Annotated in this window: 11 protein-coding genes and 1 pseudogene; 8 read left to right on the forward strand and 4 right to left on the reverse strand. The window is 68.8% G+C overall.

The annotated features are described in order from the left end of the window. The first annotated feature begins 19 nt into the window (after positions 1-19). Positions 20-724, forward strand: coding sequence for an alpha/beta hydrolase (locus ABFX45_RS11315; RefSeq protein ID WP_346129484.1), 705 nt, complete (start codon positions 20-22; stop codon positions 722-724). Next, complete coding sequence (locus ABFX45_RS11320; protein ID WP_346129486.1) at positions 721-1743, forward strand: acyltransferase family protein; 1023 nt, start codon at positions 721-723, stop codon at positions 1741-1743. The genes ABFX45_RS11315 and ABFX45_RS11320 overlap by 4 nt, the downstream gene beginning before the upstream one ends. Before the next feature lie 1360 nt (positions 1744-3103). On the opposite strand, the pseudogene ABFX45_RS11325 reads toward ABFX45_RS11320, so the two are convergent. Together ABFX45_RS11325 and ABFX45_RS11330 are read right to left on the reverse strand one after the other, a co-directional pair. After that, positions 3104-3571: pseudogene (locus tag ABFX45_RS11325) on the reverse strand (phospholipase A2 family protein); the annotation flags it as partial. Positions 3572-3631: 60 nt separating this feature from the next. Further along, a complete protein-coding gene (locus ABFX45_RS11330) occupies positions 3632-4204 on the reverse strand; it encodes an SACE_7040 family transcriptional regulator (RefSeq protein ID WP_109639318.1) in 573 nt (190 codons plus the stop codon). 165 nt (positions 4205-4369) lie between these two features. Between ABFX45_RS11330 and ABFX45_RS11335 the strand changes: the two genes are divergently transcribed. The 4 genes from ABFX45_RS11335 to ABFX45_RS11350 all read left to right on the forward strand — a co-directional run bounded on the left by ABFX45_RS11335 (position 4370) and on the right by ABFX45_RS11350 (position 9953). Next, positions 4370-5155: an SGNH/GDSL hydrolase family protein gene (locus ABFX45_RS11335; protein WP_346129488.1), complete on the forward strand. Its 786-nt coding sequence runs from the start codon at positions 4370-4372 to the stop codon at positions 5153-5155. 135 nt (positions 5156-5290) lie between these two features. Further along, positions 5291-6880 (forward strand): carboxyl transferase domain-containing protein, encoded by a 1590-nt coding sequence (locus tag ABFX45_RS11340; protein WP_346129490.1) that lies wholly within the window; start codon positions 5291-5293, stop codon positions 6878-6880. A gap of 2 nt (positions 6881-6882) precedes the next feature. Next, the gene (locus tag ABFX45_RS11345) at positions 6883-8796 is read left to right on the forward strand and encodes an acetyl/propionyl/methylcrotonyl-CoA carboxylase subunit alpha (protein WP_346129492.1); all 1914 of its coding nucleotides are present in this window, start codon (positions 6883-6885) and stop codon (positions 8794-8796) included. 5 nt (positions 8797-8801) lie between these two features. Further along, positions 8802-9953 carry an acyl-CoA dehydrogenase family protein gene (locus ABFX45_RS11350; RefSeq protein WP_109639380.1) on the forward strand — a complete coding sequence of 384 codons (1152 nt, stop codon included), beginning with the start codon at positions 8802-8804 and terminating at the stop codon, positions 9951-9953. A gap of 35 nt (positions 9954-9988) precedes the next feature. On the opposite strand, the gene ABFX45_RS11355 is transcribed toward ABFX45_RS11350, so the two are convergent. Both ABFX45_RS11355 and ABFX45_RS11360 read right to left on the reverse strand, forming a co-directional pair. Next, positions 9989-10462, reverse strand: a complete 474-nt coding sequence (locus ABFX45_RS11355) for a hypothetical protein (protein WP_346129495.1) — start codon at positions 10460-10462, stop codon at positions 9989-9991. Between the two features lie 101 nt (positions 10463-10563). After that, complete coding sequence (locus ABFX45_RS11360) at positions 10564-12099, reverse strand: acyl-CoA dehydrogenase family protein (protein WP_346129497.1); 1536 nt, start codon at positions 12097-12099, stop codon at positions 10564-10566. A 170-nt stretch (positions 12100-12269) separates the two neighbouring features. Between ABFX45_RS11360 and ABFX45_RS11365 the strand changes: the two genes are divergently transcribed. Together ABFX45_RS11365 and ABFX45_RS11370 are read left to right on the forward strand one after the other, a co-directional pair. Beyond that, the gene (locus ABFX45_RS11365) at positions 12270-13520 is read left to right on the forward strand and encodes an FAD-binding oxidoreductase (protein WP_109639381.1); all 1251 of its coding nucleotides are present in this window, start codon (positions 12270-12272) and stop codon (positions 13518-13520) included. Beyond that, positions 13521-14753 (forward strand): class I SAM-dependent methyltransferase, encoded by a 1233-nt coding sequence (locus tag ABFX45_RS11370; protein ID WP_346129499.1) that lies wholly within the window; start codon positions 13521-13523, stop codon positions 14751-14753.

A 14753-nucleotide genomic window follows, 5' to 3' on the forward strand; every position in this document is an offset into this window, starting at 1 on the left:
GTCTTCCTAGTTTCGGTTCATGCGCCGAGCCGTCCTGTTCCTCCTGCTGATCGTTGTTCCGTCGGTCACACCGTCGATCGCCGAGTGGCGTGCCGACGTCGCCCGCCGGGTCGCGATCGTCGGTGATCTCGCCACCGCGCGCGACGTCGTGATCGTCGTGCCCGGGTCCGATGTGGACGTCGACAGGTTCGACCGCACCGTCGGGAAGATGGCGACCAACCTGTACGAGCAGGCGCACCGCGACGACCTCGCGGTGATCGCCTGGCTCGGATACCGGACGCCGCAGGGGCTCGGGGTCGACGCCGCGACCGGTGGGCTGGCCCGAACGGGCGCGGCCGCGCTGGTGGAGTTCGTGCGCGCTTTGGACACCAACGCGCGCATCCACGTCTTCGGGCACAGCTACGGCTCGGTCGTCGTCGGACTTGCGGCGCGCGAGCTCGACGTGGCCGACATCGTGTTCACCGGAAGTCCTGGTGTGCGGGCGAACTCCGTTGCGGAGCTGGGGACCAAGGCCGAGGTGTGGGCGATCAGGTCCAGCGGCGACTGGATGCGGTTCGTCCCCGGCATCAGGCTCGGCGACCTCGGCCACGGCACCGACCCGGCGGGCGCCGGCTTCGGCGCCACGGTGCTGCGGTTCGAGGGCGGGAAACACGACACCTATTACGAACCCGGGAGCGATACGCTTATGGCGCTCGTCCGGATTGCTTCGGGGGAGAGGCCGTGAGAAATCCATTCGTCGACACCGTGCGTGCGATCGCCGTCGTCACGGTCGTGCTCGGCCACTGGCTCGTGACCGCGCTCGTGGACACACCGACGGGCATGTACATAGACAGCCCGCTCAAGCACATGCCCGAGCTGACACCGGTGTCGTGGGTGCTGCAAACGCTGGGCTTGTTCTTCTTCGTGGGCGGCTACGCGGCCGCTCGCTCGCAGACACCCTTCCTCGTCAGGCTGAAGCAGCTCGCGGTACCAACGCTGCTGATGCTCGGCGCGTGGGCGGCTGTCCTCTTCGGACTGTCGATGCGCGGTGTCGACCAGGGCACCGCCTACAACATCGGTTACCTGGTCACGACACCGCTGTGGTTCATCATCGTCTACCTGGTCCTGCTGGCGCTGAAACCGTTGGTGCGCAAGCTGGACGAGTACTCGTGGGGTGTGCTCGTCCCGGTCGCGCTGGTGCTGGTGCTCCCGTACGCGGTGTGGTGGGCGGCCTGGCAGCTCGGCCACTCGCTGGCACGCAGGAGGATCCCCGGTCCGCCACTGCTCGCCCTGGGCGTGCTCGGGTACGCGTTGCTGACGAGGTACGGCGGCTATCCGCTGTCGGCGGTCGGCATTCCGGGCGCGACCGTCTCCAACCTGAACCCGCCGAACTACGCGACCCTCGCGCTCGCGTTCGCCCAGATCGGCCTGGTGCTCACGATCGCGCCGTGGCTCACCCGGCTCGGCACGGCGAAACCCGTGCGGTGGCTGAACGAGCGAGCGCTCGGGATCTTCCTGGCGCACCAGAGCGCGCTGATCACCGTGACGCTGGCGCTCAGCGCGTGGGGCCCGCTGCCGGGGCTGCAGCAGCCACCAGATCATCCGGGCTGGGTGTGGCAACGACTGCTGTGGCTGCCGGTGTGCGCGGCCGTGACCTGGGGATGGCTCCGAGCACTGCGAGGCCGATCGCCGCGGCGTGCAGCACCACCACCGGAGGAGTCGGTTCCAGCGCCAGCATCGGCGGAACGCACGCCAGCGCCGTGAGCAGCCACGGCAACCGGGTGTCGCAGCTGCCGGTGCGGGCCGTGTGGATCAGGTACCAGCCGAGCAGGAGGTGGATGACGTTCTGCAGCGGGTCCACCGGCAGCAGCACCAGCGTCCCGTCGCCGAGGAACCCGCTCACCACGAACCCGAGCACGCCGAGCGTTCCGAACACCACACCCATCGCGGTCGCGAGCCGGGTGCGGTGCGACTCGTGCGAGAGCCGCGGGAACTTGACCATGCGCGACTCGAACCGGTGGAACAGCAGGACGAGCGGCACGAGCAGGAACACCAGCCAGATCGGCGCGTGCGACAGCCCTAGCAACCCGACGACCGCTCCGACCCCGCCCAGATAGGCGAGGTACACCGTCATCGGTGCCCGGCGCGCGAAGTTCACGACGTGCCACGAACGGCCTTCCAGCCACGTGGTGACGCGCCCGCGGGCGAGCAGCGCCAGGCACACCTGCGCCACCCCGAGCACCATCATCGAGCGGGGGTAGTCGCTGAAGAACACCAGCGCGGGCAACGTGATCGCGCCGAGCGCCGCCAGCACCCGCCGGGAGATCTTCTGCAGCGTGCCGTCGGCGTAGAAGAACCCGAGCTGCTGCATCAGCAACGCGCCGACGATCAGGTTCGCGTACCCGCCGGTCTTCCAGTCCGTCGAGGTGCGCGCGACCTCGACGACGAGCGTCACCAGCATCAGCACGAACGGCGTGGTGCGGCGGAAGTGCTCGTGCAGCCACGCGGCGGCGGGCGTGGTGGCCACCGCGAGCAGGTAGACGCCGAGGAACCACAACGGGTGCGTGATCAGGCGGCTGTACGCGTCGACCTTGACGTCCAACAGGTTCAACGCCGCGAACAGCACGACCCACAGCAGCACGAACGCGAGCACCGGCCGCAGCAGCCACGACGTCCGGCTCGACACCCAGCAGCCGAAGCCGCCCTCGTGCGCCTGCCACGACCGCAGGTTCGCGTGCCCGCCCGCGAAGAAGAACAACGGCACCGCCTGCAACGTCCACAACCACGGCGTGCCGACACCTCTGAGGTGTGCGAGCGTCGCGACGGTCTCGCCGAGGACGAGCAGCCCCGTGCTGAAGAGCCGCAGGAAGGTCGCGTACCGATCCTGCTGGACGTGTGCCAGCACCAGGGGCAACGAGTTCGCGCTCTCGGGCACGTCGTCGCGGCGGCGGCCGTGCAGGCGCGCCAGCAGCAGGAACACCACTACCGCGCTGCCGAACGCCCACGCGACCACGGGTTCGTGGCCCGGCGGTCCCCACCGCTGGCGCCACGAGTTGAACTTCAGCCCCATCGCGTAGGTCTCTGCGACCGCGTGACAGGTCTGCTCGGCACCGCGGGGGTTCACCCGGCACTGCGCGTGCAGGTCCTTCGCCAGCCTGTCGTCCAGCTCCCTGCGCGCGTCCGGCCCGAGCGGATCACCCTTGTGCTCGGCATAGCGCAACAGGTCGTAGCCCAGGTCGTGCGCACGGCACGCGGCGCTGAAGTCCCACTCGGTGTCGCCGGCGGGTCCCGAGCAACCACCGGAGGCGTCGACCACCCGCAGCGTCCCGTCCGCCACCCGCACCGTCTTGGGATCGCGGCCCGTCTGCTGGGCGAAGTCCAACGGCAGGTCGAGCTGCGGGTCGTGGGTCGCCGACGGCTTGATGAACGCGTTGACGGCGTTGAACGCGGCCGCCACGTCACCGCTGGGCGGCACGCCGTTGTCGTCGCTCGCCGGCCGTGACGCGATCACTCCGCACACGAACACCGCGAGCGTGATCACCGTGAACCGGAACCAGGCCGGGAGTCGGAGGAGGAGTTTGCGCGCGCCCATTGTCGCGACAGGTTACGGAACGGTCTCGGCTGATCGCCAGTTCGCCAGGTCAGCCGTCGTCTAGGAGGTCACGACGGCCGGCGTGAGCGATGCGAGCGCCATGCGCGACAACAGGGCGGCCATCTGGTCGCGGTCGAGATGCGCGCTGTGCGGCGTCGAGTTGATCAACCCGAACACCGCGTGCGCCGCCGCCCGCGCGGTCGGCTCGTCGAAGTCCGGCACGGTTCGCCGGATCGTCTCCACCCACACCTCGACGTAGCGCCGCTGCAGAGCGCGCACCCGCCGCCGGTCGGGGTCGGTGAGGTTGGCGAGGTTGCGCATCTGCACGGTGATCAGCGCCGGGTCGTCCAGCGCGAAGTCGACGTGCCAGCCGATCAGCGCCTGCAACGCCTCGTCGGGACTCGACGCCGCGTCCACGCGCGCCTGGCCGCCGTCCAGCAGCCGTTCGGAGATCGACGTCAGCATCTCGCCGAGCATCGCGTCCTTGCTCCGGAAGTGCCGGTACAGAGCGGGGCCTGAGATGCCGACGGCGGCGCCGATGTCGTCGATGCCCACGCCGTGGAAGCCGTGCCGCGCGAAGAGCTCGGCCGCGGCGGTGAGGATCTGGTCCCGACGTGAGGGTTTCTCGGCCACACGGGGAGGTTAGCAGCCGTTTACCTGGTCGTCCGATGGGTGGAATTTCCGCAGGCAGCAAGCCTCGGTTGTTGACTCTTGACCAATACTTCACACGGGTCTTACTCATGGGTAACCATTGGCGTGCAATGCATCACATCCCTGCGGCCCCTTCGGGAGTCTTCGATGCGTCCTGCTCACCTCATCGCCTCAGTGGTCACCGCCGCTGCGGCCGTCATCGCGCTCGCCAATCCCGCGAGCGCCGCCGCTGTCAACTACGTCGCGCTCGGCGACTCGTACGCGTCCGGGCTGGGCACCGGCTCGTACGACGGTGCGAGCGGCAGCTGCAAGCGAGGTCCGCTCGCCTATCCGGCCCTGTGGGCGGCGGCGACAGCGCCCGCGAGCTTCAAGTCCCTCGCCTGCTCGGGAGCGCGCACGGGTGACGTCATCAACCAGGCCGCGGCGGTGACGACGTCGACGAACCTCGTCACGGTGCAGGTCGGCGGCAACGACGCGGGCTTCACCGATGTGATCACGACCTGCACGTTCGGGTCGGACCAGGACTGCGTCAACCGGGTGAACCAGTCGAAGGCCTACATCGCGAACACCCTTCCCGGCCTGCTCAACAACGTCTACGGCACGGTCAGGTCGAAGTCCCCGTCGGCGCGCGTGGTCGTGCTCGGCTATCCACGCATCTACAAGGTGCCCGGCACGTGCAACGTGGGTCTGAGCGACACGAAGCGGACCGCGATCAACTCCGGTTCGGACGCGCTGCACAACACCATCAGCGCGCGGGCCGCGGCGGCCGGGTTCAGCTACATCGACGTGCGCGGGGCGTTCACCGGGCACGAGATCTGCTCGTCGAGTTGGTGGCTCAACAGCCTGAGCTGGCCGGTCGACGAGTCGTACCACCCGAACCGCGCCGGCCACCAGAGCGGTTACCTGCCCGCATTGCGGGCGGTCATCGGCTAGATTCCGGAACGTGAGAGTGCCTTATCTGGTCCTTGACCTGCGGTCTGGTCACTCTCGAGCCGTTCCTGTGGACCGCTAGGTTAGCGGGCGCTAACATGGCTTTGTTAACGCCCGCTAACCTGAGGTCAGGGGAGCATGGACGCACCTGTCCTGCGCAGCGCCGCCGAGCCGTCGGACCGCTACGCCAAGGAGCACACCGCGCTCGTCGACGAGCTGCGCGGCAAGCTCGCCACCGCCGCTCTCGGCGGTCCTGAGAAGGCACGTCAGCGTCACGTCGACCGCGGCAAGCTGCTGCCGCGCGAGCGGGTGGACACGCTGGTCGACCCCGGCTCTCCGTTCCTGGAGCTGTCGCCGCTGGCCGCGAACGGCATGTACGGCGACGAGGCACCGGCCGCGGGCATCATCACCGGCGTCGGGCGGGTCTCCGGCCGTGAGTGCGTGATCGTCGCGAACGACGCCACGGTCAAGGGCGGCACCTACTACCCGATCACGGTCAAGAAGCACCTGCGCGCGCAGGAAGTCGCGCTGCAGAACAACCTGCCGTGCATCTACCTGGTCGACTCCGGCGGCGCGTTCCTGCCCAAGCAGGACGACGTGTTCCCGGACCGTGAGCACTTCGGCCGGATCTTCTACAACCAGGCCACGATGTCGGCGCGCGGGATCCCGCAGATCGCCGCCGTGCTCGGGTCGTGCACCGCGGGTGGCGCGTACGTGCCGGCGATGAGCGACGAGGCGATCATCGTCCGGAACCAGGGCACGATCTTCCTCGGCGGCCCGCCGCTGGTGAAGGCCGCGACCGGTGAGGTCGTCTCAGCTGAAGACCTGGGTGGCGGTGACCTGCACTCGCGCACCTCCGGCGTCACCGACCACCTCGCGGAGAACGACGCGCACGCGCTGCGGATGGTCCGCTCGATCGTCTCGACGCTCGGGCCGCGCGTGCGGCGCCCGTGGGACGTCGCGCCGGTCGAGGCACCGGTCGTCGACTCCGACCTGTACGGCGTCGTGCCGACGGACTCCCGGACGCCCTACGACGTGCGTGAGGTGATCGCGCGGATCGTGGACGGCTCGAAGTTCCAGGAGTTCAAGAAGGAGTACGGGCAGACGCTGGTCACCGGCTTCGCCCGCATCCACGGGCACCCGGTCGGGATCATCGCCAACAACGGCATCCTGTTCGGCGAGTCCGCGGTGAAGGGTGCGCATTTCATCCAGCTGTGCGACAAGCGTTCCGTGCCGCTGGTGTTCCTGCAGAACATCACCGGGTTCATGGTCGGCCGCGAGTACGAGGCGGGCGGCATCGCCAAGCACGGCGCCAAGATGGTCACCGCGGTGGCCTGTGCGCGCGTCCCCAAGTTCACCGTGATCATCGGTGGCTCGTTCGGTGCCGGCAACTACTCGATGTGCGGCCGGGCGTACTCGCCGCGGTTCCTGTGGATGTGGCCGAACGCGCGCATTTCCGTGATGGGCGGCGAGCAGGCGGCATCGGTGCTGGCGACGGTCCGCCGCGACCAGCTCGGCGACGAGTGGTCGGCGGAGGACGAGGAGGCGTTCAAGGCGCCGATCCGCCAGCAGTACGAGGACCAGGGCAACCCGTACTACTCGACCGCGCGGCTGTGGGACGACGGCGTGATCGACCCGCGCGACACCCGCATGGTGCTCGGGCTGGCGTTGTCCGCCGCGGCGAACGCCCCCATCGACGATGTTTCCTACGGCGTCTTCCGGATGTGATCATGTTCGACAGCGTTCTGGTGGCGAACCGCGGGGAGATCGCGGTTCGGGTGATCCGCGCGTTGCGGTCGCTCGGGATCCGTTCCGTCGCCGTGTACTCCGACGCGGACGCCGATGCGTTGCACGTCCGGCTGGCCGACGAGGCCGTGCGGATCGGGCCCGCGGCGGCTCGCGAGAGCTACCTGTCCATCGAGAAGATCGTCGCTGCCGCCGTTTCCACCGGGGCGCAGGCGATCCACCCCGGTTACGGCTTCCTCGCCGAGAACACGGCGTTCGCTGCGGCTTGTGACGCTGCTGGCGTGGTGTTCGTCGGTCCGCCCGCGGCGGCCATCGACGCGATGGGCGACAAGATCCGCGCGAAGCTGACGGTGTCGGCGGCGGGAGTTCCCGTGGTGCCGGGCCGCACTCGCGAGGGGATGTCCGACGACGAGATCGTCGACGCGGCTCTGGAGATCGGTTTTCCCGTGCTGCTCAAGCCTTCCGCCGGTGGTGGCGGCAAGGGGATGCGGCTGGTGCACGAGGAACCGGCGCTGCGCGAGGCGATCGAGTCGGCGCGGCGTGAGGCGCGCGGGTCGTTCGGTGACGACACGCTGCTGATCGAACGGTTCATCACGAACCCGCGCCACATCGAGATCCAGGTGCTCGCCGACTCCCACGGCAACGTGATCCACCTCGGTGAGCGCGAGTGCAGCCTGCAGCGGCGGCACCAGAAGATCATCGAAGAGGCGCCGTCGCCGTTCCTCACGCCCGAGGTGCGCGAGGCGATGGGGTCCGCGGCGGTCGACGCGGCCCGCTCGGTCGGGTACGTCGGCGCGGGCACCGTCGAGTTCATCGTGGACGGGGCGTCCGGCGACTACTTCTTCATGGAGATGAACACCCGGCTGCAGGTCGAGCACCCCGTGACCGAGATGGTCACCGGCGTCGACCTCGTCGAGTGGCAGCTCCGCGTCGCCGCGGGCGAGGTGCTGGACCTCTCCGTGGAGCTGACCGGGCACTCGGTCGAGGCACGGGTCTACGCGGAGGACCCGGCGCGCGGCTTCCTGCCGACCGGTGGCCGGGTGCTGGCGTTGCGCGAGCCGACCGACGTCCGCGTGGACTCCGGTCTGTACGAGGGACTTGTCGTCGGTTCGGACTACGACCCGATGCTCGCCAAGGTGATCGCGCACGGCCGCACCCGCGAGGAAGCGTTGCGGCGCCTGGATCACGCGCTGGGACAGATGGTGCTGCTCGGCGTCACGACGAACATCCCGTTCCTGCGGGCACTCCTGCGCGATCCGGACGTTCGTTCCGGCGCGCTGGACACCGGCCTGGTCGAGCGGAAACTGGACTCGTTGACCACGGCCGAGATTCCGGACGACGTGTACGTGGCGGCCGGTCTGGAACGGTCGATGGAACCACGTGGCGGCGACCCGTGGGACCAGCTGTCCGGGTGGCGCGTCGGCGAGCACGCGTGGACGACGTGGCGGATCAACGACGTCGACGTGCGGGTTCGCGGGGACGAAGTCGTTGTGGGAGCGGGAGAACCCGTCCGTGCGCGGGCTCGCCGGGAAGGCGCCGACCTGCTCGTCGGATCGCGCCGGTACGCGATCGCGCGCGACGGAGACGTGCTGTGGCTCGGTCACGACGGCGCCTCCTGGGCGTTGACCGAGGCCGAGTTCCTGGTCGGCGCCTCCGGTGGCGCGGCGGCCTCCGGTGGTCCGGTGAAGTCGCCGATGCCCGGCACCGTGCTGGTGGTGCGGGCGTCGCAGGGCGACGAGGTGACCGCCGGTCAAGCGTTGTTCGTGGTCGAGGCCATGAAGATGGAGCACACCGTCACCGCACCGGTCGACGGCGTGCTCGCGGAAGTGAACGTGCAAGCAGGCCAGCAGGTCGCACTCGACCAGGTGCTGGCTCTCGTCGTCTCTCACGAGGAGTGACACCGATGTTGGACTTCAGGCTCCCGAGCGAGTACGAGGACCTGCGCAAGACCGTCGAGGAGTTCGCTCGCGACGAGGTGGCCCCGGTCATCGGCGACTACTACGAGCGGTGCGAGTTCCCTTACCCGATCGTGGCGAAGATGGGCGCGATGGGCCTGCTCGGCCTGCCGTTCCCCGAAGAGCACGGCGGCATGGGTGGCGACTACTTCGCGCTGTGCGTGACGCTGGAGGAGCTCGCGCGCGTCGACTCGTCCGTCGCGATCACGGTGGAGGCGGCGACCTCGCTGGGCGCGATGCCGATCTACCGCTTCGGCACCGACGAGCAGAAGGCCGAGTGGCTGCCGTCGCTCACCTCCGGGCAGAAGCTGGGCGCGTTCGGCCTGACCGAACCGGGCAGCGGTTCGGACGCGGGTGCGCTGGCCACGACGGCCCGCCTCGAGGGCGACGAGTGGGTCATCAACGGCACCAAGGCGTTCATCACGAACTCCGGCACGGACATCACCGGCCTGGTGACGGTCGCCGCGGTCACCGGCACACTGCCGGACGGCCGCAAGGAGATCTCCTCGATCATCGTCCCGTCCGGCACCCCGGGCTTCACGGTGTCGAAGAAGTACTCCAAGGTCGGCTGGTGCGCCTCGGACACCCGTGAACTGTCCTTCCAGGACTGCCGGGTGCCCGCCGCTAACCTGCTCGGCACGCGCGGCCGCGGTTTCGCCCAGTTCCTGCGGACGCTGGACGAGGGCCGCGTCGCCATCGCCGCGCTGTCCGTCGGCCTCGCCCAGGGCTGTGTCGACGAGTCGATCCGCTACGCCCACGAGCGCGAGACGTTCGGCGCGAAGATCGGCACGTACCAGGCGATCCAGTTCAAGATCGCCGAGATGGAGGCCCGCGTGCACACCGCGCGGCTGGCCTACTACGAGGCTGCGTCCCGGATGCTGCGCGGTGAGCCGTTCAAGAAGCAGGCCGCGATCGCCAAGCTGGTGTCGTCCGAAGCGGCGATGGACAACGCCCGTGACGCGACGCAGATCTTCGGCGGCTACGGCTTCATGAACGAGTACCCGGTCGGCCGCTTCTACCGCGACGCCAAGATCCTGGAGATCGGCGAGGGCACCTCCGAGGTGCAGAAGATGCTGATCGCCCGCGAGCTCGGCCTGTAGCCGGAGCGGGGGCCGCCGGAGCGGCCCCCACCCGGTCAGATGTTCAGGTAGACGCGGGAGAAGGTGCCCGCGACGTTGTGCGTGGTCGAGCCGGACACGACCGTGACCTCGCCGTAGGACATGCTCACCAGCACGACGTGCTGACCCTTGGGGCACTTCAGGGTCGGCGCCGGCGGGGTGATCGTCAGCTGGCCGCTGACCTCGCCGAGCAGGCTGACCTTGAACTTGCCCGTGGCGGACAGCGCGCTCACGACCTGTGTCTTCTTGGGGTCGGACGGGAAGTTGCCGCCGTGGTTCTGGCACGCGTACACGGCGGTCATCTTGGCCGCGGTCTGCACCGTCACGGAGGCGCCGACGTTCGGGAAGCCACCGATCCGGAAGCTCACGGTGAGGGCACCGGCATCACTCGGTGCGGACGCCGTGGCGGTCAGCACCACGGCAGCCGAGGCCGGGGTCGCGGAGACGAACGCCAGTGCGGCCGCGGCGAGCACGGCCAGGATCTTGCGCATGGGAAGGGGACTCCTGCTCAGGGGGATCGTTGCGCCATTCGGCCCAGCGATCCTAGAGATGTGCGGAGTCGTTCCCGGTCAATCCGTGATCACCAGATCGGTTAGATCTTGGGAACCGCCCGGTCGATGATCGCGGCGAAGGCGGTGGACCCGGGCAGCGTGCCGAACGCGACTCCCCAGTCCCCGCCGAGCCGTGAGCCCAGGAACGCGTCCGCGACCGCGGGATGCCCGTGCTTGACCAGCAGGGCACCCTGCAGGATCAGCGCCATCTTCTCGACGACCCGGCGTGCCTGGGACTCGTCCACATCGGACAACGTCGTGCCGAGTTCGTTGAGCGCCTTGTCGATCCGCGCGTCGACGCCCGTGACGACGGCCAGGAACTCCTGCACCGACTCGGGTTTCTTCTTCATCGCGCGCAGGACGTCCAACGCGGCGACGTTGCCGGAACCCTCCCAGATCGACATCAGCGGCGACTCGCGGAACAGCCGCGGCATGCCGCTGTCCTCGATGTAACCGTTGCCGCCCAGGCACTCCAACGCCTCGGCCGCGTGCACCGGGCCCCGCTTGCACACCCAGTACTTGGTGACGGCGAGCCCGAGCCTCGGCCGGTGCTGCGCCAGCCACATCGCGGCCGTGGTCGCGGCCTCGGACTCGATCGCGAGGTCCGCCAGCACGTTGCGCATCGCCGGCTGGTCGACGAGGTACTTCCCGAACGCCTTGCGGTGCGCGGCGTGGTGGGCCGCCTGCCGGAGCCCGGCGCGCATGCCCGCCGCCGACCCGAGCACGCAGTCGAGGCGCGTCATGTTGACCATCTCGATGATCGTCCGGACACCGCGGCCCTCGTCGCCGACGCGGAGTGCGAAGGCCTCGTCGTACTCGATCTCGGCGGAGGCGTTGGACCTGTTACCCAGCTTGTCCTTCAGCCGCTGCAGGAAGAACCGGTTGCGCGCGCCGTCCGGCAGCACCCGCGGCACCAGGAAGCACGTGAGCCCGCCGGGGGCCTGCGCCAGCGTCAGGAACACATCGGACATCGGCGCCGAGGTGAACCACTTGTGGCCGGTGAGGACATAGCCGTCGCCGACCGGCTTGGCGACCGTGGTGTTCGCGCGGACGTCCGATCCGCCCTGCTTCTCGGTCATCGACATGCCGGCGATCAGGCCCCGTTTCGTGAGGGGTGCCTTGAGGCCGAAGTCGTAGTCGCGGGCCGTCAGCAGCGGTTCGTAGACCTCCGCCAGTTCCGGCGCCACGCGCAAAGCGGGCACGGCCGCGTAAGTCATCGAAATCGGGCAGCCGTGGCCCGCCTCGACCTGCGACCACACGTAGAACCGGGCCGCGCGCTCGAGGTGACCACCGTCGACATATGCGTGCAACCCGTGTGTAACCGCGACGTTCATCAGGTCGTGCCACGCAGGGTGGAACTCGACCTCGTCGATCCGGTGGCCGTACCGGTCGTGCGTGCGCAGGACGGGTGGGTAGGTGTTCGCGAGCCTCCCGCGCTCCTGCCACTCGTCGCTGCCCGCGAGCCTGCCGAGTTCGTGCAGGTCGGCGTTGTCGACCCAGCTGAGCAGCGCGGGATCGTCCGCCACGTCGTGACCGCTCAGCGGCGGGACCTGGTTGGTCACCTCGTGCGTAGCCATGCCTCGCACGCTACTACTCGGTAGTAACTTTGGGCAGGGTGCGACGAAAGATCGCTGGCCCATTCGGGCTTTTGGGCGTGCCAACGGCGCTGACGAGGAATAACGTCGTTCTGGTGAGTGACCATGGGCACAGCACGGCCGTTGCTGCGTTGACCGCGCAGTACGCCGCGATGCGCGAAGGTGCGCCAGTGCGGCTCGCGAAGAAGACGTCGAACCTGTTCAGGTTCCGCGCCGATCAGTCGGGCGGGCTGGACGTCGGCAGGTTCGACCGGGTGCTGGCGGTGGACCCGGTCGGACGCACCGCGCAGGTGCAGGGCATGACCACCTACGAGAATCTCGTCGCCGCGACACTGCGCCACGGCTTGATGCCACTGGTCGTGCCGCAGCTCAAAACCATCACGATCGGCGGCGCCGTCGCCGGTCTGGGCATCGAGTCCACGTCCTTCCGCAACGGACTGCCGCACGAGTCCGTGCGCGAGCTGGAGATCCTCACCGGCGACGGCGAGGTCGTGGTCTCCAAACCGGACGACGACCTGTTCCGCGCGTTCCCCAACTCCTACGGGACCCTGGGCTACGCGCTGCGGCTGGAGATCGAGCTGGAGCCGGTGCGCCAGTACGTCCGGCTGCGGCACGTGCCCTTCGGCTCCTTCGCCGAATGCGCCGCCGTCATCGAGGAGGTGTGTTCGGACGGTTCGGCGGACTTCGTCGACGGCACGGTGTTCTCCCGCGGCGAGATGTACCTGACGTTGGGTCACTACGTCGACATCGCGCCGTACACGTCCGACTACACCGGCAACCAGATCTACTACCGGTCCATCCAAAAGCGCCGCACGGACCACCTCACGATCCACGACTACCTGTGGCGCTGGGACACCGACTGGTTCTGGTGCTCCCGCGCGTTCGGAGCGCAGAACCCGGTGGTGCGCCGCCTGTGGCCGAAGCGCTACCTGCGCTCGGACGTGTACCGCAAGCTGGTGGCCAAGCACCGGCAGCTGCGACCGCGGGTCGACGTCGAACCGGTGATCCAGGACGTGGAGATCCCGGTCGGCGCGCTGCCGGACTTCCTCGACTTCTTCGACCGCGAGATCGGCATCTCGCCGGTGTGGCTGTGCCCGGTTCGGCTGCGCGACAACACGGGCTGGCCGCTGTACCCGATGAACCCGGACGTGCTGTACGTCAACGTCGGGTTCTGGTCGGAGGTCCCGGTGCGGCCGGGAGAACGGATGGGTGACCGCAACCGGCTGATCGAGCGCGAGGTGGCGCGGCTGGGCGGCCACAAGTCGCTGTACTCGGACTCCTACTACAGCGAGGACGAGTTCTGGCGGCACTACAACGGTTCGCAGTACCGGGCCGTGAAGTCCCGGTACGACCAGACGAACCGACTGCCTGATCTGTACGCCAAGTGTGTCAGGGGACGATGAATGCGGTTGGCCTCCATTTTCCAGAGCATCACGGGTGGCAGCGACGTTCGCTTCCAGGCCTACGACGGCAGTACCGCCGGCCCTTCGGCCGCGCCGGTGTCCATCGACATCAAGACCCCGGAAGCCCTGTCCTACCTGGCCTCGGCACCAGGTGAGCTCGGCCTTGCCCGTGCCTACGTGACCGGTCATCTGGAGATCCTCGGCGACGTGCACGCCGGTCTCTCCAGGCTCTCCGAGTTCTCCCTGCGGGAGCTCCCGTGGCTGCAACGCGTGGAACTGCTCCGCTTCCTGGGAAGGATCCGCTTGTCGCACAAGGTGTCTCCGCCTCCACAGGAGACCCGCCTGCGCGGCCTGCGTCACTCCAAGGCCCGTGACCAGGCCGCCATCGCCCACCACTACGACGTGTCGAACCAGTTCTACGAGTGGATCATCGGCCCGTCGATGGCCTACACCTGCGCGGTGTACCCGTCACCTGAGTCCACTTTGGAGGAGGCCCAGTTCGAGAAGCACGACCTGGTGGCGCGCAAGCTCGGCCTGAAGCCCGGCATGAGACTGCTGGACGTGGGCTGCGGCTGGGGCGGCATGGTCATGCACGCGGCCCGCGAGTACGGCGTGCGCGCCATCGGCGTCACGTTGTCCCGCAACCAGGCCGAATGGGCGCAGAAAGCCATCGTCGAGGCAGGACTGTCGGACCTGGCCGAGGTGCGCCACCTCGACTACCGCGACGTGCGGGAGACGGGCTTCGACGCGGTGTCGTCGATCGGCCTCACCGAGCACATCGGCAAGGCCAAGCTGCCCGGCTACTTCGCGTCCCTGTACCGGAAGCTGAAGCCGGGCGGACGGTTGCTGAACCACTGCATCACCCGACCGAACAACAAGGAGCGCTCGCTGTCCGGGCCGTTCATCAACCGGTACGTGTTCCCGGACGGTGAGCTGGTCGGGCCGGGGTACATCGTGTCGCAGATGCACGACACCGGGTTCGAGGTGCGGCACGAGGAGAACCTGCGTGAGCACTACTCGCTGACCCTGGCGGCCTGGGGGCGCAACCTGGAGTCGCACTGGGAGGAGGCCGTCGAGGAGGTCGGGGAGGCTCGGGCACGGGTGTGGCGGTTGTACCTGGCGGCGTCGCGGCTCGGGTTCGACCGCAACAACATCCAGCTGCACCAGGTGCTCGGGGTGCGGCTGGACGGCACGAGGTCGCACATGCCGTTGAGGCCGACCTGGCTGTCCTGA

The organism is Lentzea roselyniae (genome assembly GCF_039537795.1).
Classification (GTDB): domain Bacteria; phylum Actinomycetota; class Actinomycetes; order Mycobacteriales; family Pseudonocardiaceae; genus Lentzea; species Lentzea atacamensis.